The sequence below is a fragment of the Mesorhizobium sp. USDA 3734 genome (assembly GCF_056279665.1).
The window spans coordinates 3,809,425-3,829,837 of sequence record NZ_JBWCCW010000001.1 but is presented as its reverse complement, the minus strand read 5'-3'; the positions used below and the strand labels follow the sequence as shown (position 1 = coordinate 3,829,837).

General features: G+C 61.1%; 18 protein-coding genes and 1 tRNA gene. 7 read left to right on the top strand and 12 right to left on the bottom strand.

The genetic code is table 11. The annotated features are described in order from the left end of the window. Positions 1–40 precede the first annotated feature (40 nt). Positions 41–640 (top strand): DUF922 domain-containing Zn-dependent protease, encoded by a 600-nt coding sequence (locus tag ACZ89F_RS18865; RefSeq protein ID WP_476093451.1) that lies wholly within the window; start codon positions 41–43, stop codon positions 638–640. A 4-nt stretch (positions 641–644) separates the two neighbouring features. Here the strand turns inward: ACZ89F_RS18865 and ACZ89F_RS18860 are convergent, their stop codons facing one another. The 5 genes from ACZ89F_RS18860 to ACZ89F_RS18840 all read right to left on the bottom strand — a co-directional run bounded on the left by ACZ89F_RS18860 (position 645) and on the right by ACZ89F_RS18840 (position 4,284). Then, on the bottom strand, positions 645–1,655 hold the full coding sequence (locus ACZ89F_RS18860) for an endonuclease/exonuclease/phosphatase family protein (RefSeq protein ID WP_476093450.1): 1,011 nt from the start codon (positions 1,653–1,655) through the stop codon (positions 645–647). Between the two features lie 101 nt (positions 1,656–1,756). Continuing rightward, positions 1,757–3,220 (bottom strand): AMP nucleosidase, encoded by a 1,464-nt coding sequence (locus ACZ89F_RS18855; protein ID WP_476093448.1) that lies wholly within the window; start codon positions 3,218–3,220, stop codon positions 1,757–1,759. A gap of 116 nt (positions 3,221–3,336) precedes the next feature. Next, entirely contained in the window at positions 3,337–3,531 is a 195-nt protein-coding gene (locus ACZ89F_RS18850) for a hypothetical protein (protein ID WP_056580548.1), read from the bottom strand. Between the two features lie 40 nt (positions 3,532–3,571). Continuing rightward, positions 3,572–3,730, bottom strand: a complete 159-nt coding sequence (locus ACZ89F_RS18845; protein ID WP_476093446.1) for a hypothetical protein — start codon at positions 3,728–3,730, stop codon at positions 3,572–3,574. 212 nt (positions 3,731–3,942) lie between these two features. Further along, positions 3,943–4,284 carry a DUF2147 domain-containing protein gene (locus ACZ89F_RS18840; protein ID WP_476093444.1) on the bottom strand — a complete coding sequence of 114 codons (342 nt, stop codon included), beginning with the start codon at positions 4,282–4,284 and terminating at the stop codon, positions 3,943–3,945. Between the two features lie 449 nt (positions 4,285–4,733). Between ACZ89F_RS18840 and ACZ89F_RS18835 the strand changes: the two genes are divergently transcribed. Next, a complete protein-coding gene (locus ACZ89F_RS18835) occupies positions 4,734–5,000 on the top strand; it encodes an SEL1-like repeat protein (protein WP_010915070.1) in 267 nt (88 codons plus the stop codon). A gap of 393 nt (positions 5,001–5,393) precedes the next feature. Then, positions 5,394–6,515 carry an ABC transporter substrate-binding protein gene (locus tag ACZ89F_RS18830; RefSeq protein WP_109662624.1) on the top strand — a complete coding sequence of 374 codons (1,122 nt, stop codon included), beginning with the start codon at positions 5,394–5,396 and terminating at the stop codon, positions 6,513–6,515. 79 nt (positions 6,516–6,594) lie between these two features. Here ACZ89F_RS18830 and ACZ89F_RS18825 read toward each other — a convergent pair whose 3' ends face one another. The 5 genes from ACZ89F_RS18825 to ACZ89F_RS18805 all read right to left on the bottom strand — a co-directional run bounded on the left by ACZ89F_RS18825 (position 6,595) and on the right by ACZ89F_RS18805 (position 12,455). Then, positions 6,595–8,577, bottom strand: coding sequence for an acetyl/propionyl/methylcrotonyl-CoA carboxylase subunit alpha (locus ACZ89F_RS18825; RefSeq protein ID WP_476093443.1), 1,983 nt, complete (start codon positions 8,575–8,577; stop codon positions 6,595–6,597). Positions 8,578–8,713: 136 nt separating this feature from the next. Next, the gene (locus tag ACZ89F_RS18820) at positions 8,714–10,321 is read right to left on the bottom strand and encodes a carboxyl transferase domain-containing protein (protein WP_476093441.1); all 1,608 of its coding nucleotides are present in this window, start codon (positions 10,319–10,321) and stop codon (positions 8,714–8,716) included. Position 10,322: 1 nt separating this feature from the next. Beyond that, on the bottom strand, positions 10,323–11,486 hold the full coding sequence (locus ACZ89F_RS18815; protein ID WP_476093440.1) for an isovaleryl-CoA dehydrogenase: 1,164 nt from the start codon (positions 11,484–11,486) through the stop codon (positions 10,323–10,325). After that, positions 11,455–12,099 (bottom strand): TetR/AcrR family transcriptional regulator, encoded by a 645-nt coding sequence (locus ACZ89F_RS18810; protein ID WP_476093438.1) that lies wholly within the window; start codon positions 12,097–12,099, stop codon positions 11,455–11,457. The genes ACZ89F_RS18815 and ACZ89F_RS18810 overlap by 32 nt, the downstream gene beginning before the upstream one ends. Positions 12,100–12,170: 71 nt before the next feature. Next, positions 12,171–12,455 carry an acylphosphatase gene (locus ACZ89F_RS18805; protein WP_476093436.1) on the bottom strand — a complete coding sequence of 95 codons (285 nt, stop codon included), beginning with the start codon at positions 12,453–12,455 and terminating at the stop codon, positions 12,171–12,173. A gap of 164 nt (positions 12,456–12,619) precedes the next feature. On the opposite strand from ACZ89F_RS18805, the gene ACZ89F_RS18800 reads away from it, so the two are divergent. Continuing rightward, on the top strand, positions 12,620–13,612 hold the full coding sequence (locus ACZ89F_RS18800) for a bifunctional helix-turn-helix transcriptional regulator/GNAT family N-acetyltransferase (protein ID WP_476093435.1): 993 nt from the start codon (positions 12,620–12,622) through the stop codon (positions 13,610–13,612). Positions 13,613–13,648: 36 nt separating this feature from the next. Here the strand turns inward: ACZ89F_RS18800 and ACZ89F_RS18795 are convergent, their stop codons facing one another. Next, complete coding sequence (locus ACZ89F_RS18795; protein ID WP_476093433.1) at positions 13,649–14,761, bottom strand: pyridoxal phosphate-dependent aminotransferase; 1,113 nt, start codon at positions 14,759–14,761, stop codon at positions 13,649–13,651. A 120-nt stretch (positions 14,762–14,881) separates the two neighbouring features. Between ACZ89F_RS18795 and ACZ89F_RS18790 the strand changes: the two genes are divergently transcribed. After that, positions 14,882–16,546: a tetratricopeptide repeat-containing sulfotransferase family protein gene (locus tag ACZ89F_RS18790; protein ID WP_476093432.1), complete on the top strand. Its 1,665-nt coding sequence runs from the start codon at positions 14,882–14,884 to the stop codon at positions 16,544–16,546. A 233-nt stretch (positions 16,547–16,779) separates the two neighbouring features. Continuing rightward, positions 16,780–18,447: a tetratricopeptide repeat-containing sulfotransferase family protein gene (locus ACZ89F_RS18785; RefSeq protein ID WP_476093431.1), complete on the top strand. Its 1,668-nt coding sequence runs from the start codon at positions 16,780–16,782 to the stop codon at positions 18,445–18,447. Positions 18,448–18,672: 225 nt separating this feature from the next. On the opposite strand, the gene ACZ89F_RS18780 is transcribed toward ACZ89F_RS18785, so the two are convergent. After that, the gene (locus tag ACZ89F_RS18780; RefSeq protein ID WP_476093429.1) at positions 18,673–19,797 is read right to left on the bottom strand and encodes a porin; all 1,125 of its coding nucleotides are present in this window, start codon (positions 19,795–19,797) and stop codon (positions 18,673–18,675) included. A gap of 471 nt (positions 19,798–20,268) precedes the next feature. On the opposite strand from ACZ89F_RS18780, the gene ACZ89F_RS18775 reads away from it, so the two are divergent. Next, positions 20,269–20,359 (top strand) — tRNA-Ser (locus tag ACZ89F_RS18775). The last annotated feature ends 54 nt before the right edge of the window (positions 20,360–20,413 follow it).

Below are 20,413 nucleotides of genomic sequence, written 5' to 3'. Positions count from 1 at the left end.
GCGCTTATGGTTCCATCCCCTGACGATACGGAGATGGCCAATGCGTTTGGCGGTTCTGGCATGTCTTTTGGCGATCGGCGCGCTGTTCTGTTCCGCTCCGGCGGCCTCGGCCGGCACCAGGGTGCTGGTCAAGACGCGGACCTATGACATCACCGGGACCACGGGTCTGGCGCTGATGCAGGCGATGGACCGCAAGGGGCCGAAGCACGGCTTCATGACGCATGCCATCGCCCAGACCGGCTACACCGTGGATTGGGACCTTGACGCTGGTCAGGACAATGGCGTCTGCCGCCTGCGGCGGGCCAATGGCACGCTCAATCTCTTCTATACGTTTCCGCATGTCGCCTCGATCACCACGCCGGCGCTCCAGAAGCGCTGGACGCGGTTCTTCGCCGGCGTCCGCGCTCACGAAGAAACCCATGGCCGCCTCGCCAGGGAGATGATGCGCGCCACCGAAAGATCGATCTCCGGCCTCAGGATTGCCGACGACCAGTCCTGCTACAAGACGCGTCGCGAAGCGCAGCGGCGTATCAGGGCCACCTATGCCGCATATGAGGCGAAGCAGATCGCTTTCGACGCCAGCGAGCATCGCGACGGTGGCCATGTCGAGCATCTCGTCACCGCTTTGATAAAGCCTTGATCTTCTAGCCTGGCGTGTTTCCAGCCGGTGTCAGCGACACGGTCGCGGTCTCATGCTCGTCCGCCGGCTTCTGCTGGTTCAGCCTGAGCGAGAATTCCACCATGACCGGCAGATGGTCCGAGCCGGTGTCTTCCAGCCGTGTCGCGGAATGAATGGCCACGCCGCCCTTGCTGAAAACCTGGTCGATCGGCAGGCCGGCGAAGCGCCGCAGGAAATCCGGCAGCTTGATGTGGATCCAGGTCGGGCCGGCGGACGGCATGACGGTCAGCCCGCCGAGCGAGGCGACGCGCCGCACGGCGGCACTCCACGGCACGGCGTTGCAGTCTCCCGCCATGATCGCCGTCTCCCCGAGCGCGGAGAGCGATTGCGTCAGTTCGCCGATCTGCCAGTACTGCTCGCGTGGCCACGGCCAGCTGAGATGGATGGCCGCGACATCGACGTCGATGCCGCCGAAGTCGAAGGTCGCTGTCGCCATGGCGCCGCGCCGTTCGCAACGCGCCTCGGTGCCGGCGGCAAAGGGCCGCCGCGAGAGCAGCGCGACGCCGAATATGCCGTTCGGATAAGGGCAGAGGATTCGGTAAGGATATGCGCTGCTGATATAGCCAAGCTCGGTCGCCCACATCGCCGACACCTCGTCTAGGGTGATCACGTCGGGATTGGTCCGGCCGATCAGGGACAGCACCTTCTTCGGCGTCGGATTGTCGTAGCGCAGGTTCATCTGCAGCAGCGTGTAGGTCGCACGATTTTCGTTCTTGGCTTCATAGGCAGCCTGAACCGGCCATGGACTGGGCAAAGTGTTCAAGGTCGTGGCAAAGGCCGCCACGGCAAAAAGCAGCGCCACGGCCGCTTGCAGGCGAAATGTCGTGGCCAGCAGCGGCAGCGCGCAAAGCGCCATCAGCACGGCAAGATGGACGCGAAAATGCGAGAAAGAATCGAAGGCTGGATGCAGCGTTCCGAAAAACCCGGCCACCAGCGCGATCGAACAGGCGAGCATTGCCAGGAATGCAACCGACATCAGCAATGTCCCGAAGCTCGCTCTCTCCATGCCGCCTGCTTATCGGCAGAAATGCGGCTCAATCAAGATGACGAAATGCCCATGCGATGCGTGGAACCGGCCTATTGGAACGCCGTCTCCGAAAAACTCCTGAGCTTGCGCGAATGCAGCCGCTCCATCGGCATTTCCGCAAGCTTCTCCATAGCCCTGATGCCGATGGTCAGGTGCTGCGCCACCTGGCGCTTGTAGAATTCGGTCGCCATGCCGGGCAGCTTCAACTCGCCATGCAGTGGTTTGTCCGAAACGCACAGCAGCGTGCCGTAGGGTACGCGGAAGCGGAAGCCATTGGCGGCGATGGTCGCCGATTCCATGTCGAGCGCGATCGCCCGCGACTGCGACAACCGCTGTACCGGCCCGCGCTGGTCGCGCAGTTCCCAGTTGCGGTTGTCGATGGTGGCGACGGTGCCGGTGCGCATGATGCGTTTCAAGTCATAGCCGGACAGGCCGGTGACTTCGGCGACGGCTTCCTGCAACGCGACCTGGATCTCGGCCAGCGGCGGGATCGGCACCCAGACCGGAAGATCGTCGTCAAGCACATGGTCCTCGCGCACATAGGCATGCGCCAGCACATAGTCGCCCAGCGCCTGGGTGTTGCGCAGGCCGGCGCAGTGACCAAGCATCACCCAGGCATGCGGCCTCAGCACCGCGATGTGGTCGGTGATCGTCTTGGCGTTGGAGGGCCCGACGCCGATATTGACCATGGTAATGCCGCCATGTCCGGGCTTCTTCAGATGATAGGCCGGCATCTGTGGCAGGCGGGGGACCGCGACGCCTTCACCGGGCGCGCTTTGCCCGGCCTTGGTGATGACATTGCCGGGCTCGACGAACTCGGAATATCCGCCGCCGCCATTTGCCATCAGGTCACGGGCTCGGGCGACGAACTCGTCGATGTAGAACTGGTAGTTGGTGAACAGCACGAAGTTCTGGAAATGCTGCGGTGTGGTCGCCGTATAGTGCGACAGGCGATGCAGCGAATAGTCGATGCGCTGCGCCGTGAAGGGCGCCAGCGGCCGAGGCTCGCCAAAGGCCACTTCGAAAGTGCCGTTGGCGATCTGGTCGTCGGTGCCGTCGAGATCCGGCACGTCGAAGAGGTCGCGGATCGGCCGCTTGATGCGCTCGGCCGCCGCGCCGTCGACATGGGTGCCTTCGAGGAAGGCGAAATGCAGCGGGATTGGCGTGGTCGATTCCGACACCGTGACCGCAACCCCATGATTGCGCATGATCAGACGCAGCTGCTCGACAAGGTAGCTTTCAAACAGGCCCGGCTGGGTGATGGTGGTGGAAAAATGCCCCGGCGTCGGCATATGGCCATAGGCCTGGCGTGAGTCGATCTGGGTGAACGAGTTGGTGGTGACGCCGATCTCTGGATAAAAGGCCCGGTAGCGCTTGCCATTGTCGCCGCCCGCTGCCGCCAGTTCTGCAAAGGAGTCGCGCAGGAATTTGGTGTTGCGGTCGTAAAGCACCTGCAGTGCCGCGACTGCCTTTTCGGCACTATCAAAGCTTTGCCGGCCAAAAGGCTCCGGCATGACGACAGATTCGATGGCTTGTGGGTAGATTCGCTTTTCCATGGCCCAATATAGAGACTTGGATCGGCACTTGGGAGGGGTGACGCGACCGAAGCGGCCGAAAGCGCCATTTTTCTTCAACCGCGCTGCAGGCTGACCAGGAGCACGAAGCCGACGCCGGACTTCTTCAGGGCTGGCGCGTCGATCGTCGAGCCGGCGTCAGTGCGCATCATCGGCACGGCCAGAACCGGAGCGGCCAGAACCGTCAGGATAAGCGCCGCCCGCGGCAGAAGCCGAAGGGTCTTGAGAGCGTTGGCGGCGATGCGGTTCATGGTGTTTCAGCTTTTCTTTTCGGGGTCTTGGTTTCTTTGTTCAGTTGCGAAGATGGGTGGGGCAGGCGAGGCGGCAGGCTCTGGAACTGGCTTCGTCCCAGGCGCGGGCCGGACGGCCCGCTTCGGCGACGAGGATGGCGAAGAACATTCCAAACAGGCTCATCAGCAGGCAGACGATGGTGAAGCGGCGAGCAAGCATCGGGTCGGGTCTCCTTCAACACGCCGGAGAATGCCCTGATGCAACTGAACCGGCTCTGATGCCGGCGTTCATCTGCGGTTCAAAATGATTGACGGGATTTTGACGGTGCCGGCGTCGGTTTCGGCAGGTGCCGGCGAGACCAGGGCATTGCGCCTCGACAAACGAAAACGGGGCCTGTGGGCCCCGTCCTCATGTCGGAAGGATGTAGTCGATCAGAGCTTGTGCCAGGTCTGGCTCTTGCAGATCAGTCCGCCGAGCACGCAGCCGCTCATCTTGAGAGAGGCGCCCGACAATGTCGCCTTGCCCGAATAGGTCTTGTCGTTTGCCGGATCGGTGATGTTACCGGCATATTTGTTGTCGCCTGTCGCCTTGAGCGAGCCGATGGTCTTGCCGGCATATTTGCCGGACTTGAGCGTGATGGAAAACGAGCCGCCGCCAACGATGGCTGCGGTGTCGCCGGCCTGCGTCTTCCAGTTGCCCTCGATCGGATCGGCCCAGGCCGCACCGGCCATGATCAATGTGGCCGCAAGGGCCAGGCTCAATTTTCGAAACATGTCTTCCTCCCTTTGGATGTCCGGCCGGATGCTCCGCCTCGCCGGTCTGCCGCTTACGCAAACGTAAGCTAATCCAGCTCCCAGCAAAACAAAAGCGGTGCCGCAACGGAAGATTTTCGGATTTTGAAAGTCCCTGAAAGCGCCTCCTGGCCAAGGAAATGAAACGATCGGCGCTTCGCCTTTGTCTCCCGTGGTTAGCGAAGTCTTGACTTGGCGTCAGAAAATTTTCGTCAAATTTGACGCAAGCAGGCTGAATTGCTGGCTTTGTATCCTTAACGAATTTTCGCGTTTACCTCTTGTTTTAGCTTTGTTTTCCTCAAATTAAGCACGCCATTTAACGGCGGATTCAAGCCTGCACGGCATTCTCGAAAGCATCGGAAGAGCAGCCGGCAAGCACGAAAGAAGGCAGCTCTCGGGAGCCTGACAGGGGCCGGAAACAGGGGATTGAAATGGCACGTTTTGAAATGCTTGAAGCAGGTTTCGGCGCCATGGGGGCAACTGCCCAGGCCGACATTCTTTTCGAACTGGGCATGATGTATGCGACCGGCCGCGATTGCGAGACCGATGTCGTTGCCGCCCACAAATGGTTCAACATCGCCGCGATCAAGGGCTCGGCCCGCGCCGCGGAACTGCGCTCGGAACTGTCGGCGGCCATGTCGAAGGTCGAGATAGCCAAGGCGCTTCGCGAAGCCCGCGAATGGATGACCATGCACTGAGATCTGCCAATCGCGGACAGGCCTATAGAAGACAGGGAAGCTCCGGGATCAAGACTGCACAGACAGCCAGACCCGGCGGAACAGAAGGCCGCGCAAGACGGTCAACGACATAAAAGAAAGAACGCGGCAGGCCGCAGGGCCCAGTCGTGCGCGACACAGGGAAGGTGAGCGGGATTTTTAGGCGCGGGGGCGCCTGGAGATTGCTCGACGGGCAAAAAAGCCACGACCAGCCGGAATAAGGCTGGCGTGGCTTTTTGCGTGGATGACGTCTTGCAGGCCCAATCGAGCGGCGCCAATGCGCCTAGACAGGCCCAAGGAAGGATGAAATTGTCCGGCCTCTCTGGAAGAAGCGCGGCCGGGGCGGCCGCGCGTGAGTGGAGGAGTTCTACCATCATGAAAAAATTGAGTATTTTGAACGCGGCCATATTCGGCCTGATGATGAGCACGCCGGTCGCATTCGCCGACGACATCACCTTTGCGGTGATCGGCCCGATGACCGGACAGCTCGCGACCATCGGCGATCAGTTCAAGCAGGGCGCACAGGCCGCTGCTGACGCCATCAACGCCGCTGGCGGCGTCAACGGGTCGATGATCAAGCTCGATATCGAAGACGACCAGTGCGATCCCAAGCAGGCCGTGTCGGTCGCCAACCGCGTCGTCGCCGACGGCGTCAAGTTCATCGACGGCCATGCCTGCTCGGGTTCGAGCATTCCGGCCTCGGCCGTCTATGCCGAAGCCGGCGCTCTGATGATGAGCCCGGCTTCTTCCAACCCGGTGCTGACCGACGCGGCGGCCAAGGCCGGCTGGCCGACGATCATGCGCCTTTATACGCGTGACGATGCGCAGGGCGCCTTCATCGGCCCATGGATCGCCAAGAAGTTTGCCGGCAAGAATGTCGTCGTCCTGCATGACAAGAGCGCCTACGGACAGGGCGTGGCTGACGCCGTCAGGGCAACGATGAATGCCGGCGGCCTCAAGGAGGTCTATTATGACGGCATCAACGCTGGCGAGAAGGACTATTCGGCTCTCGTCACCAAGCTCAAGGACTTGAAAGCCGACGTCGTTTATTTCGGCGGCTATCATCCTGAAGCTGGCCTGATCCTGCGTCAGTCGGCGGAACAGAACCTGAAGTTCCAGCTGATCATGCCGGACTCCATCGCCTCGCCCGAATTCTGGCAGGTCGCTGGCCCGGCCGGCGAGGGCACCATGTTCGTCTTCCCGTCGGATCCCCAGGCAAAGCCGGAGGCCAAGGCAGCTGTCGAGAAGATCAAGGCCGGCGGTTTCGTGCCAGAGGGCTTCACGCTGTTCTCTTACGCCACCATCCAGGCTTTCGCTGAAGGCATCAAGCGCGCCGGCAGCGACGATCCGGCCAAGGTGGCCGAAGCATTGAAGAACGGCACGCCGATCAGCACTGTTGTCGGTGATGTCACCTTCGACGAGAAGGGCGACCTCAAGAATGCCAGCTACGACATCAACCAGTGGCATGACGGCAAATACGCGCCGATCGCGCAGTAATCGCCCTGGCGACTGGATAGCATAGAGAAATGGCCGGGCTCGTCCCGGCCATTTTCTTGTGGTTTGTCTTTCCGAGCCGTCAGCTCACTGCTGCGGTAGAGGCGTTTTGGTCCTCGACGAACCGCACCAGCACAGTCCCGTCGGTGACCTGCGCGCCCTCTGTGGCGATCTCGGCGATCACGCCGTCATGCGGCGCGGCGATGGTGTGCTCCATCTTCATCGCCTCGAGGATCAGCAGCGGTTGGCCCTTGGTCACGGCATCGCCTATTGCCGCGCGCACCAGCTTGACCAGTCCCGGCATCGGCGCGCGCAGGCTGCCGGCACCTGCGGCCGCATCGTCGGTTCGTGCCAACGGGTCCGGCACGGCGAAAGTATAGCCAACGGCGCCTTCGAACACGGTGATGTGGCCTGGCCAGCAGGCGAGGCGCGGCGCGGCGCGAAAGTCATGCGAATTTGTATTGTCATACGGTGCATCCAGCGCGACCTGGAATCGCCCGTCTGGCCGCACCGAAACCTTCGCCGCGATATCGTCTTCGCCGAATTTCAGCCGCGTGCGCCGCGCCACGCTGTGGAAATGCGCATAGCCGGCAAGCGACGACCACGGATCGTCGGATGGCGGCGCTGCTCCGGCGCCGGAGGCCGCAACGGCGGCAGCAGCAATGGTTTCGCCGCTCGGCGGCGCGACCTCGGCCAGCGCCGTCTGGTGCCTGGCGATCAGGCTGGTGTCGACATCGCCTGCGGCAAAGTCCGGATCGGCGGCAAGAGCGGCAAGAAAGGCGGTGTTGACGGTCGAACCGGCGATCTCGGTTCGCGACAGCGCCGCGCCGAGCGCGTCGAGTGCCGCCTGCCTGTCCGTTGCGTGGACGACCAGCTTGGCGATCATCGGGTCGTAATAGGGCGAGATGGCGTCACCCGCCCGCACGCCGGTCTCGATGCGCATCGTGGCGCCTTCGGGGGCTGCATTCGGAAATTTCAGATGATGCAGCGTGCCGGTTGCCGGCAGGAAGCCCTTTGCCGCGTCCTCGGCATAGATGCGCGCCTCGAAGGCATGGCCGGCGAGCGCGATCTCGCTTTGCATCTTCGGCAGCTTTTCGCCGCTGGCGACCCGCAACTGCCACTCGACCAGGTCGGTGCCGGTGACCATTTCGGTGACCGGGTGCTCGACCTGCAGGCGGGTGTTCATTTCCATGAACCAGAAGCGGTCGGCCTTCAGGCCTTGCGAGGCATCGACGATGAACTCAATGGTGCCCGCGCCCGAATAATTGATCGCCTTGGCGGCCTTTACCGCCGCCTCCGTCATCGCCTTGCGCAGCGCCTCGGTCATGCCAGGGGCGGGCGCTTCCTCGATCACCTTCTGGTGGCGGCGCTGCGCCGAGCAATCGCGCTCGTAGAGATGCACCGCATTGCCGAAATTGTCGCCGAACACCTGCACCTCGATGTGCCGCGGCTTGTCGACATATTTTTCGACCAGAACGCGGTCGTCGCCGAAAGCGGCTTTCGCCTCGCGCCGCGCGCTGGACAGCGCTTCGGAAAACTCGTCGGGATGCTCGACCCGGCGCATGCCCTTGCCGCCGCCGCCGGCGCGCGCCTTGATCAGCACCGGGTAGCCGATCTCGCGTGCCTTGGACGCGAGCAGCACGATCTCCTGCACCTCGCCATGATAGCCCGGCACGACCGGCACGCCGGCCTTTTCCATCAGCCGCTTGGCGGCATCCTTGAGCCCCATGGCACGGATCGAGGCCGCCGACGGGCCGATGAAGATGAGCCCCGCCGCCACCACCTGGTCGACGAAATCGGGGTTTTCCGACAGGAAGCCGTAGCCGGGATGAATGGCTTGCGCGCCCGTTGCCAAAGCCGCGGCGATGATCTTGTCGCTGCGCAGATAGCTTTCGCCGACGGGCGAGGCGCCGATATGCACCGCCTCGTCGGCCATCTCGACATGCAGGGATTTCGCGTCGGCATCCGAATAGACGGCGACGGTGCGCACGCCCATCTTCCGCGCCGTGCGGATGACACGACAGGCGATCTCGCCGCGATTGGCGATCAGGATCTTGGCGAACATGGAGCCTCCCTAGCCACAATTTGCTTGGAGCGACGCAGACGTTCCTTTGCGCCCCCGTGCTTGGCAGTCCAGCCCTTGGCGTCGGCCTCTCCCTTACCAAGGGAGTGCTCTACGAATGATGCACGTTGGCCGGTCATCACATCCTGAACACGCCGAAGCGCGTCTCCTCGATTTCGGTGTTGAGCGCGGCGGACAGGCTGAGCGCCAGCACGTCACGCGTCTTCGCCGGGTCGATAATGCCGTCATCCCAAAGGCGAGCGGACGAATAGAGCGGGTGGCCCTCATGCTCGTATTTCATCAGGATCGGCTTCTTGAATTTCGCCTCTTCCTCGGCGCTCCATTCGCCGCCCTTGCGCTCGATGCCTTCGCGCTTGACCATGGCGAGCACGGTTGCCGCCTGTTCGCCGCCCATCACCGAGATGCGGGCGTTCGGCCACATCCACAGGAAGCGCGGTGAATAGGCGCGGCCGCACATGCCGTAATTGCCGGCGCCGAACGAACCGCCGATGATCATGGTCACCTTCGGCACGCGGGCGGTGGCGACTGCCATCACCAGCTTGGCGCCGTCCTTGGCGATGCCGCCCGCTTCGTATTTCCGCCCGACCATGAAGCCGGTGATGTTCTGCAGGAAGACAAGCGGGATCTTGCGCTGGCAACAGAGTTCGATGAAGTGCGCGCCCTTCAGCGCGCTTTCGGAAAACAGCACGCCGTTGTTGGCGATGATGCCGACCGGCATGCCATGCAGATGGGCAAAGCCGGTGATCAGCGTGATGCCGTAGTTCTGCTTGAACTCATCGAATTCCGAGCCGTCGACGATGCGCGCGATCACCTCGCGCACGTCATAGGGCTGACGCAGGTCGGTCGGCACGATGCCGTAGAGTTCATCCGCCGAATGAAGCGGCGGAATCGACTTCTGTAAGTTCAGGCTTACAGTCTTGTTCCGATTCAGGTTTTTGACGATGCGGCGGCAGATGGCGAGCGCATGGTCGTCGTCCAGCGCGTAGTGGTCGGCAACACCGGAAAGCCGTGTGTGCACGTCGGCGCCGCCGAGGTCCTCGGCGCTGACGTCCTCGCCGGTGGCCGCTTTCACCAGCGGCGGGCCGCCGAGGAAGATGGTCGCCTGGTTGCGCACCATGATCGTCTCGTCGGACATTGCCGGCACATAGGCGCCGCCCGCCGTGCAGGAGCCCATGACGCAGGCGATCTGCGGAATGCCTGCCGCCGACATGTTGGCCTGATTGTAGAAGATGCGGCCGAAATGCTCGCGGTCGGGAAACACCTCGTCCTGGTTGGGTAGGTTGGCGCCGCCGCTGTCGACGAGATAGATGCAAGGCAAATTGTTCTGCAGCGCAATCTCCTGCGCCCGCAGATGCTTCTTCACGGTCAGCGGATAATAGGTGCCGCCCTTCACCGTGGCGTCGTTGACGACGACCATCACCTCGGTGCCCTCGACGCGGCCTACGCCGGCGATCATGCCGGCCGACGAAATCTCCTCGCCATACATCGACCATGCGGCGAACTGACCGATCTCGAGGAAGGGTGAGCCGACATCCAGCAATTGCGCGAGGCGCTCGCGCGGCAGGAGCTTGCCACGGGAAACGTGGCGCTCACGCGCTTCCTCCGAACCGCCGCGCTCGACGGTGGCAGCCTTCTCCGCAATGTCGGCGACCAGCGCCCGCATGCGCTCGGTATTGGCACGGAATGTTTCGGAGGAGGGCGAGATCTGGGTGTGGAGTACTGCCATGCTACACCCCCTCCGCCATGATCTCGCGGCCGATCAGCCAGCGGCGGATTTCGCTGGTGCCGGCGCCGATCTCGTAGAGCTTGGCGTCGCGCAACAGGCGGCCGGTTGGATAGTCGTTGATGTAGCCATTGCCGCCAAGCAGCTGGATGGCGTCGAGCGCCATCAGCGTCGCCTTCTCGGCGGCAAACAGCACGCAGCCGGCGGCATCCTTGCGTGTCGTCTGGCCGCGGTCGCAAGCGGCGGCGACGGCATAGACGTAAGCGCGTGCGGCGTTCATTGTCGTGTACATGTCGGCCAGTTTGCCTTGCACCAGCTGGAACTCGCCGATCGGCTGGCCGAACTGCTGGCGCTCATGAACATAGGGGATCGCCACGTCGAGGCACGCCGCCATCAGGCCGATCGGGCCGCCGGCAAGCACCGTGCGCTCATAGTCAAGACCCGACATCAGCACCTCGACGCCGCGGCCTTCCTCATGCAGCACGTTGTCGAAGGGCACCTCGACATTCTCGAACACCAGTTCGCCGGTGTTGGAGCCGCGCATGCCGAGCTTGTCGAGCTTTTGCGCCACGGAAAACCCGGCCATTGCCTTCTCGACGATGAAGGCGGTGATGCCGCGCGATTTCCGTTCCGGATCGGTCTTGGCATAGACGACCAGCGTCTCGGCATCCGGCCCGTTGGTGATCCACATCTTGGTGCCGTTGATCACATAGCGGTCGTTGCGCTTTTCGGCGCGCAGCTTGAGCGAGACGACGTCCGAGCCGGCGCCGGATTCCGACATCGCCAGTGCGCCGACACGCTCGCCCGAGCACAGCGGCGGCAGGAATTTTTCCTTCTGCGCCGTCGTCGCCCAGCGGTTGATCTGGTTGACGCAGAGGTTGGAATGGGCGCCGTAGGAGAGGCCGACCGAGGCCGAAGCGCGGGAAATCTCTTCGACGGCGATCACATGCGCGAGATAGCCCATGCCGCTGCCGCCGAAATCGGGGTCGGCGGTAATGCCGAGCAAGCCGAGTGCGCCGAGTTCGCCCCACAGATGCGCCGGGAATTCGTTCGAGCGATCGATGTCGGCGGCGATCGGCGCGATGCGGTCCTGGGCGAAGCGCCGCACCATGTCGCGCAGCGCCTCGATCTCTTCGTCATGCCCGAAGCTGAGCGTGTTCGTGTACATGTCGTTCCTCCCCGGTACCGATCCTCGCGCCAACCAGGCGCATTGTCATTGAAAGATATGTCGCTGTTACTTCACCGATCGACAGCCGTTCGCCCGGCCGAAACCAGACGATGACGCCGGTCATCATCTGGATCAGCGCCATCGCCGTCAGACCGGTGTCGTCGACGCTGAAGACATCAGCCTCGGCGCCGTCGCGCAGGATGGCGCGCAGCTCCTTTTCGTAAGCTGTACGCATGCGCAGGATCTGGGTCAGCCGTTCGGGCGACAGGCTGCGCAATTCCATGTTCGACACATGCGTGGCGTGCCGGCGCTCGATATGAAAAGCGATGTGGTTTTCGACATAGGCCGAGAGCCGTTGCGCGGGATCTGCACTGACGGGGCGGGCTGCTTCCCACGCATCGGTCAAACCTTCCATGTGCTCGCGCATCAGCGTGAACAGGAGCTCTTCCTTGGTTGGAAAATAACGGTAGAGCGCGGCGGCCTGGACGCCGACTTCGCTGGCGAGCTGGCGCATCGACATCGCCTCGTAGCCAAAACGCGCGATGAGATTGGTCGCCGCCTCACGGATGGCCGCTTCGGTCCTTTCGCCATCGGATCCGGTGGTGCGTGCCATGTCAGCTCCTCTACGGAGCAATAATAAAACGAACGTTCAATTAATTCAAGAGACCTGAACAAAATCCGCCTTCATGCAACGATCCTGAACCCAACGAAAGCGTTTCCGGCTGCCAACTCCTCGACGTCGATGCTGGAAACCGAAGCCCCGGCCGGCCCTTCCCAGAGTCGCTCGATCATTGTCGAGACCGCTTCATCGAGGCCTGCGATCTGGGTCGTTACTGACCCATCCGCTTCATTGCAAACCCAGCCCGCAAGACCAAGGCCTGTGGCCTCGCTCCGAACCCAGATTCTGAAGCCGACGCCTTGCACATTGCCGTAGATGCGCGCCCGCACATTCCTGCGATGACCAGTCATGAATCTCTCCAAGCCTGTCTCGATGAATCTGGCGCACGGTGCAAGGAATGCAACCTGAGAATTGCGGGCACGACGCGGTAGCTAGGCTCCTGGCCTTTTGAAATTTAATTGACTCAGTCCACTAATTTTGGAAAATGAGCTGCCTTGTTAGGAGCTGGACCCAGATGTTGGATGAACGAAAAGCATTGGTGGCCGATATCAGGCGCTTCAATCGCTTCTACACGCGCACCGTCGGCCTTCTCGACGAAACGTTGACACAAAGCGCATTCACTTTGACCGAGGCGCGTGTGCTTTTCGAACTCGGCCACCTTGATCGTCCGGCGGCTTCTGAAACCGCAGGCGAGCGGGGTTTTCTTGCCAAGGCTTTTCATCTGGAGATGGCCCCCACTGCCTCCGACATCGCCAGGCAACTGCGCGTCGATGCCGCTTATCTGACACGAATTCTACGCAAATTCGCCGGCGAGGGACTGATCGCGACCCGGACCGATCCGGTCGACAAGCGCCGGCGGATTCTGTCGCTCACGGCAAGAGGCGAGGCCGCCCTTTCAGGGCTCCAGGCCGCGGCGGATCGGGACACGGCGCGGCTGATCGAAAGCGTGCCCGACGACAGGTTGCAGGAACTGGGCAGCGCCTTGCGCAAGGCGGGGGAATTGCTGGGCGATTCCGCCCGTGAGAACAGCGAGGTGACGCTGCGGCCGCATCGCGTCGGCGACGTCGGCTGGGTCGTGCAGCGGCAGGCCCAGCTCTATGCCGAGGAGTATGGCTGGACGATCGAGTTCGAGGCCATGCTCGCCGAGATCGGCGCCGATTTCATCCGCAATTTCGCGCCCGGCCGCGACTTCTGCTGGATCGCCGAACGCGGCGGTCAGCCAGTCGGCGCGGTGTTTCTGGTTCATCAGGACGGCGAAGTGGCCAAGCTGAGGATGCTGCATGTCGAGGCGTCGGCGCGCGGCCTCGGCATCGGCAAAAGCCTGGTCGCGGAATGCGTGAACCAGGCTCGCGCCTGCGGCTACATCAGGCTGGTGCTGTGGACCAACGACATCCTCGTCGCGGCGCGCGCGATCTACGAGCGCGCCGGCTTCAGGCTGGTCTCTCAGCAGCACCACCACAGTTTCGGCAAGGAATTGACCGGCCAGACCTGGGAACTGGATTTGTAGGCAGCTTTTGCTGCTGGTTTGCTTACAAACGGAATCCTAGTTTCCCCGCGCCGCTGCCAGCGCACCAGGCAACTCCTCGGCAAAAATATCGAGCTCGTGATCGAGGCCGACGCTGACGCGGATACAGCGGTCGAGCACGGGCACCATCGGCTTGCGAATGAACACGTCGCGTGACAGCAGGCCTTGCAGGACTTTCAGCGCGAAGGCGCCGTCGCGGCCACAGTCGATGGTGACGAAGTTGGTTGCCGACGCCAGTGGCTTCAGCCCGTTGTCTTCGGCTATCCCGGCGATGCGCCGGCGGCCGGCCGCGACCCGCGCCACCACGCTCCTGAGATAGTCCTGATCGGCAAGCGCCTCGACGCCGGCGATCTGCGCCATGCGGCTGACGCCGTAATGGTTGCGGATCTTCTCGAAGTCGCGGATCACCTGGGCTTCGGCCACTGCATAGCCACAGCGTATGCCGGCCAACCCATAAGCCTTCGAGAAGGTACGCATGCGGATGACGTTTGGCCTGGAAATATCGATCGGCGGCAGCGCCGAGGCCGGTCCGAGTTCGCCATAGGCCTCGTCGAGCACCAGCATGGTGGTTTCCGGCAGCGCCTCGATGAAGCGGATGAGCTCACCCGCCTCCCACCAGCTGCCCATCGGATTGTCCGGGTTGGACAGATAGACCAACGGCGCCTTGTCCTTGCGCACCGCCGCCAGCAGGCCATCAAGGCTTTCCCTGTCGTTCTCGTAAGGGACCGCCACCAGCCGCCCGCCGACACCGGCAATATGGAAGTTGAAGGTCGGATAGGCGCCGAGCGAGGTGACCACCGCATCGCCAGGCGCCACATACATGCGTGCCACCAGGGCGAGCAGGCCATCGATGCCTTCGCCGACAACGACGTTCCCGGCCTTCACGCCGTGATGCGCGGCAACCGCCACCTTCAGATCATGATTGTCGGGATCGCAATACATCCACATGTCGCCGGCGATCTCGGCCATGCGCTCGATGACGCGCGGCGAAGGCCCAAAGCTGCTCTCATTGGCGCCGATGCGGGCGCGAAAAGCGCGGCCACGCTCGCGCTCCTGCGCTTCGGGGCCGACAAAGGGCACGGTCGACGGAAGCGCGTCGACGAGCGGCGTAAGGGGAGGGCGCTGGCGCATGGCAAAAGGCTCAGTTGGAAAGGGGCCTTCTTGCTAGCGCGCCGGGTGAGCTGGTGCAAGTTGCCGCGAGACAGATCCCTGACGCTGGATTCCTGCGGCTCTTTTTGCTAGCCAGACGTGATGAGCAATCGATTGCCACCAGCCTGGTCCAAGCACCTCAAGGGCCCTGCTGGACCCAAAATCTCTCAGCAGAAAATCGTGCAGCCGACAGCCGTACCGTTGTCGCGCGCACAAGCAGACGAAGCGTTGCTGAGACAGGCGCTCCAACTGCAGGAGGCGAAGCGGCTTGTGGACGCGGAGGAATTGTGTCTTCGCGTTCTAGCCCGCACGCCCAATCACGCGTTGGCCCTGTATATACTCGGCACGCTGGGGCTCGGTGTCGATGACGAGCTGGCCATCAAGTATTTTGCACGAGCCGTCGCCCAGGAGCCCAACAATCCCTATTATCGGCTCAGCCTGGGCGAAGCCTGCCTGAAGGTTGGCGACTATCCGCCGGCAATCAGGCACCTGGAACGCGCCTGCGAATTGAAGCCCGACCTGATGGAGGCCCTTTGCGGATTGGGCAAGGCCTACTCCAGGTTTGACAGGACGGACATAGCCTTGCCGCTCTATGAGAAGGTGCTCGAAATCAATCGCGACCACCCGACGGTTCGAATGGACTTGGCGACCCTGCTTATCAGCCTCGGACGTATGAACGAAGCGACTAGATATCTCAAAGAGACTATCGACCGTCGGGTTAGCGTCCCAGATGCCTATCAGACTCTGGCTAACATTCGGAAGTTCTCCGAGGAGCCACCAGAACTTAAAGAAATTCTCGGCGAAATTTCCAACCCGTTAGTCTCGGATCCCTACGCCCTTCATCTTGCGGCAGGCAAGATATTGAACGATCTTGGCCGTTATGATGAAGCAATGGATTGTTTTTTGAAGGCCAAGGCTGTCAAACCCCACGATGATTTCGAGATCGAACCCTATCGCAAGCGTGTTGGTTCCATCATCCGATTATTCAATGCGGAGTTTCTGGCAGCCAGGGCGGAATATGGCGATCCGTCTGAAACGCCCGTATTCGTCTTAGGAATGCCACGCTCAGGCACAACGCTGACTGAGCAAATTTGCTCAAGTCATCCTGATGTTCATGGGGCTGGCGAACTCACCAAACTTGGACGTGTGGCCGTAGCCACCGGTCTTGCGAAGGTGCCGGAAGAGTCCTTTGGAAAAGCGATCCAATCGATGACAATACGTCAATCGCAGACCTTCGCCGAGGACTACCTAGCCAATCTGCATCTCTATGCGCCCTCAGCGGTGCGAATTGTCGATAAAATGCCACACAATTTCGAGGTTATCGGCCTTATTGCAATTCTTTTTCCAAATGCTCGGATTATCCATTGCAGACGTGACGCCATAGATAATTGTTTATCACTGTTCACTTCGAATCTGAACAAAAGCCACGCTTATATCGGGAGTCTGAAAAGTCTTGGGCTATACTATCGCGAATATGACCGCTTGATGCGCCATTGGCATACGGTGTTGCCCGGACGGATTTTTGAGAATCGCTATGAAGACCTTGTTTCCGATCAGGAAGGGCAATCGCGCCGGTTGATCGAGCATCTTGGTCTGGCCTGGGATGATGCTTGCCTTCGCTTCTTCGACAAGGCTGGATCCGTCAGGACGCTCAGCCGCTGGCAGGTCCGCCAGCCCATCTATAGGTCATCGGTCAAGCGCTGGAAAAATTATGAAGGCAGGCTCAGGCCACTGATAGAGGCCCTCGGCGATCTGGTCGAGCTCTGACTAACCCGCACCGTATTCAAGCTATTTCGTTGGCGCCAGTACGGGCGAAAGCGCGGCCGCTCTCGCGCTTCTGTGCTTTGGAGCGACCAACAGCACTGCCCGGGAGGCCAGGTCGAGCCGCGTTAGCTCGCTTTGAAAACTGCCTTCTGGAACGCCAGCTTGGCCAGTGCACGTTGCCGCGAGGCAGGTCAGAAACGCTGGATTCCTGCGCCTCTTTTTGCTAGCCAGACACTATGAGCAATCGATTGCCGCCCGCCTGGTCCAAGCATCTCAAGGGCCCTGCTGGCCCCAAAATCTCTCAGCAGAAAATCGTGCAGCCGACCGCGAAACCACTGCCGCGCGCGCAGGCAGATGACGCGTTGCTGAGACAGGCGCTCGAACTTCGGCAGGCCGATCGGTTGCGAGAGGCGGAGGAACTATGTCAGCGTGTCCTGGCCCGCGCCCCAAGGCATTCTCTTGCCCTGTATATAATGGGCATCCTCGCGCAAGATTTGGATGACGAGAGGGCCATCCGCTATTTCGCGCGGGCCGTTGAGGAAGCCCCGGGAAATCCACACTATCATCTGACTCTGGGTGAATCCTATTTGAAAGTCGGCGAACATTCGGAGGCGATCCGACATTTTGAGGTTGCTTGCCAACTGAAAGCCGACTGGGTAGAGGCGCTTTGCGCCCTTGGCCGCGCCTACACCGAATTCGGCAAGGCCGATCTTGCGGTGCCGCTCTATGAAAGGGCGCTCACAATCAATGGCCGCCATCCTCTCGTCCGAGCGGGGTTGGCCAATGCGCTGGTAAGCCTCGGCCGTATGGATGAGGCGACCACCTATATGAAAGAGGCGATCAGCCATCGCCTGGGTGTCGCGGCCGCCTACGACGGTCTGGTCGGCATCCGAAAATTCGCTGAAGAGCCGGCGGAATTGAAATCCATTCTGGCTGAGCTGAAAAATCCGGAACTCGACAGGAAAAGCATACAGCAGCTTCATCACGCGGCGGGGAAGGTACTGAATGATCTTCGGCGCTATGACGAGGCGATGGGTCATTTCCGGCAGGCAAAGGAACTTTCAGCCCGCCGCTTCGACATAGACTCCTATCGCCGCAGCGTCGATTTCATGATCGAGCTGTTCAGCCCGCGGATGCTGGCCGCCAAGGCAGGATATGGAAGCTCTTCGGAGGTGCCTGTATTCGTGCTTGGCATGCCGCGTTCAGGCACCACTTTGACCGAGCAAATCTGTGCGAGCCATCCCGACGTACACGGAGCCGGAGAGCTGACAAAGCTCCGGCGGATCACAAACAGGCTCGCGCCTAAAACGCGCTCGCCAGAGGAATTGAGAAGATCGATCCTGGACATGACGGTTGAGCAGTCCAGGTCCCTGGCCGAAGAATATCTCAGCCACATCAGGCAACGATCACCCGCCGCACGGCGAATCGTCGACAAGCTACCGCACAATTTTGAGCTTATCGGCCTTATAAGAATCCTGTTTCCCAAGGCACGCATCATTCATTGCCGTCGCGATGCCGCCGACAATTGCATCTCGTGCTATTTCCTGAGTTTCAACGAGGATAATATTTATAACGCCGATCTGAAGACACTCGGACTGTATTATCGCGAGTACGACAGGCTTATGCGTCACTGGGACGTGGTTTTTCCGGGGCAAATCCTGCAGAATCGCTATGAGGACATGGTCTCCGATCAGGAAGGGCAATCGCGCCGCTTGATAGACCATTTGGGTCTGCCTTGGGACGATGCCTGTTTGCGATTTTTTGACAAAGGCGGTGCGGTGAACACGTTCAGCCGCTGGCAGGTTCGACAACCGATCTACACCTCGTCCGTAAATCGCTGGAAGAGCTACGGCAGCGCCGCCCAACCGCTGATCGATGCCTTGGGTGATTTGGCCGGGAATTGATCCAGGCACGCTTGCGCTGGAAGCCGTCGGGATTGCGTTGAGTGCCCTGGTCGTTTCGAATTCCTGGTTCCGACCGGGCAACTGCTCGTTGCTGCAAAGGCAATGGGCTGTTCATCCGGCACCAAGGTCTTAGCCTAACATCGGAAAAGATACATTTCCGCAGTAATTGAATAGAAAAACCCGGCGGTTGCCCGCCGGGTTTCGATTTCGACAAGTCGAACTCTGTTAGAACGAGCGCTGGAAGCGGAGAATACCGCCGAGGCTGCTCTCCTTGGGTGCAGGCGTGATAGGAAATGCCAGTGCGACGTCGTCGGCGCGGTTGTAATCGACTTCGGCCGTGACCGTGAAGCCGGGAACGACGTCATAGGCGACGTTTGCTGCAATGCCGAGGTTTTTCCAGTCGTCATACGATACCTGCGCGTTGAACGAGGTCTTCTCGTTGAACTTGTAGGTGCCGCCGCCCCAGACTGCCCAGTTGCCGCCCCACTGCTTGTACATACCGCGACCGTCAGCGAAGTCGTTGAGGTTGTCGTCCGAACCATAGCCGCCCATGATGAACAGCGACAGCTCGTTGGAAACGTTGACGTCCAAGCGAACCTTGCCGGCGACTTCTTCGTAGTTGCTGTCATAAGCGACGACGCCGGTGATGGCGCCCCAGCCCTGCGTCCACTTCAGACCGCCGACGATATGCGGAACGTAGCTGTCGATCGTGTTGTCGCCGGCACCTTCTTCGAGCGAGGCCACGGCGGAGAAGCCGTTGCCAGCATCGAAATAGTACTGGACGACGTTGGTGTCGAAATTGCCGTAAGGAACGAGCGTGTCGTTGATGACGTTGCCGGCGTAGCCGATGAACGTATCGAAGGCCGATTCGTCCTTACCGACGCGAAGACCACCGAGCTGGATCCAGGCGAAATTCACCGAGGAGTGGCCACCGGCATCAGCAGAATTCGGGAAGCCGTCGTCGCCATAGCCGTTGCCGAAGTTGAAGCGGAGTTCGGTGTAGGTCTTCAAGGTGCCGAGTTCGGTTTCCTGACCGGTCCAGGTCTTCAACGCGAAACGGGTATTCTTGACATAGGTCGAATGGTCGCCATCACCCATACGGTCCCCAACGTGGTTGGCGCCGTCGAACGAGTTGGCATCACCCACGCCGATGTCATAGCGGACATAGCCGCCAATGCGCAGGCAGGTTTCGGTGCCGGGGATGTAGAAGTAGCCAGCGCCGTAGACGTCGCAGATCTTGACGTATTCAGCGGGTTCCGGCTCGGCGACGACGACGGCGTCGGCGGCGCGCGCACCGGAAACTGCGATCAGGGCCGCAGCGGAGCCGAGGAGAAGGCTCTTAATGTTCATTTTCTGACCTCCAGTCAAAAGTTAAAAAACGGGTCTGGGTATTCTTTGCTGAAGGACAGCGTTCCCTGCCCCATCCCCACTACCGAAAAAGATGCGCACCGCGCCGCTCCTTCGAAATCGACATTACCCATGAGGCGGCGGCGTTCAACCACGATCGTACCGGCGAAAGGGCTGATCGGCTGCTATCCCCCGGCGTTGTTGCACAAATGACACGATTTGGCCTCACTCAGAAAGCTCTCGTTAACCATCAGGCCCGCGGCAACCCCTTATTTCCAGCCGAATCCGGCAATCGGCCGACGGAATCATGGCAAGCTTCCGAGTCGCTAGCCAGGAAACAGCCGCAGAACCGCCGCATCCGTGGAAAGCCGCGCTTCGTGCGTTGTTATTTTTCCATATAATGGCTTCTTTTCCGAGATAATGGCTGGGGGCTTGTTGATTGTGCCGGCGCTTTTCTTTATCCAGCGGCGCAACGGAGAGGTGGCCGAGTGGTCGAAGGCGCTCCCCTGCTAAGGGAGTAGAGGTCAAAAGCTTCTCGTGGGTTCGAATCCCATCCTCTCCGCCATTTTGCCTGCACCGTTGGCGGCATCTCGAAAATTACCCCATCAGAACAAATAGA

Bases quoted from the DNA above. Each gene is read 5' to 3' on its own strand.
- ACZ89F_RS18865 (WP_476093451.1), top strand. From the start codon at position 41: ATGCGTTTGGCGGTTCTGGCATGTCTTTTGGCGATCGGCGCGCTGTTC.
- ACZ89F_RS18860 (WP_476093450.1), bottom strand. From the start codon at position 1,655: ATGTCGGTTGCATTCCTGGCAATGCTCGCCTGTTCGATCGCGCTGGTG.
- ACZ89F_RS18855 (WP_476093448.1), bottom strand. From the start codon at position 3,220: ATGCCGGAGCCTTTTGGCCGGCAAAGCTTTGATAGTGCCGAAAAGGCA.
- ACZ89F_RS18850 (WP_056580548.1), bottom strand. From the start codon at position 3,531: ATGAACCGCATCGCCGCCAACGCTCTCAAGACCCTTCGGCTTCTGCCG.
- ACZ89F_RS18845 (WP_476093446.1), bottom strand. From the start codon at position 3,730: ATGCTTGCTCGCCGCTTCACCATCGTCTGCCTGCTGATGAGCCTGTTT.
- ACZ89F_RS18840 (WP_476093444.1), bottom strand. From the start codon at position 4,284: ATGTTTCGAAAATTGAGCCTGGCCCTTGCGGCCACATTGATCATGGCC.
- ACZ89F_RS18835 (WP_010915070.1), top strand. From the start codon at position 4,734: ATGGCACGTTTTGAAATGCTTGAAGCAGGTTTCGGCGCCATGGGGGCA.
- ACZ89F_RS18830 (WP_109662624.1), top strand. From the start codon at position 5,394: ATGAAAAAATTGAGTATTTTGAACGCGGCCATATTCGGCCTGATGATG.
- ACZ89F_RS18825 (WP_476093443.1), bottom strand. From the start codon at position 8,577: ATGTTCGCCAAGATCCTGATCGCCAATCGCGGCGAGATCGCCTGTCGT.
- ACZ89F_RS18820 (WP_476093441.1), bottom strand. From the start codon at position 10,321: ATGGCAGTACTCCACACCCAGATCTCGCCCTCCTCCGAAACATTCCGT.
- ACZ89F_RS18815 (WP_476093440.1), bottom strand. From the start codon at position 11,486: ATGTACACGAACACGCTCAGCTTCGGGCATGACGAAGAGATCGAGGCG.
- ACZ89F_RS18810 (WP_476093438.1), bottom strand. From the start codon at position 12,099: ATGGCACGCACCACCGGATCCGATGGCGAAAGGACCGAAGCGGCCATC.
- ACZ89F_RS18805 (WP_476093436.1), bottom strand. From the start codon at position 12,455: ATGACTGGTCATCGCAGGAATGTGCGGGCGCGCATCTACGGCAATGTG.
- ACZ89F_RS18800 (WP_476093435.1), top strand. From the start codon at position 12,620: ATGTTGGATGAACGAAAAGCATTGGTGGCCGATATCAGGCGCTTCAAT.
- ACZ89F_RS18795 (WP_476093433.1), bottom strand. From the start codon at position 14,761: ATGCGCCAGCGCCCTCCCCTTACGCCGCTCGTCGACGCGCTTCCGTCG.
- ACZ89F_RS18790 (WP_476093432.1), top strand. From the start codon at position 14,882: ATGAGCAATCGATTGCCACCAGCCTGGTCCAAGCACCTCAAGGGCCCT.
- ACZ89F_RS18785 (WP_476093431.1), top strand. From the start codon at position 16,780: ATGAGCAATCGATTGCCGCCCGCCTGGTCCAAGCATCTCAAGGGCCCT.
- ACZ89F_RS18780 (WP_476093429.1), bottom strand. From the start codon at position 19,797: ATGAACATTAAGAGCCTTCTCCTCGGCTCCGCTGCGGCCCTGATCGCA.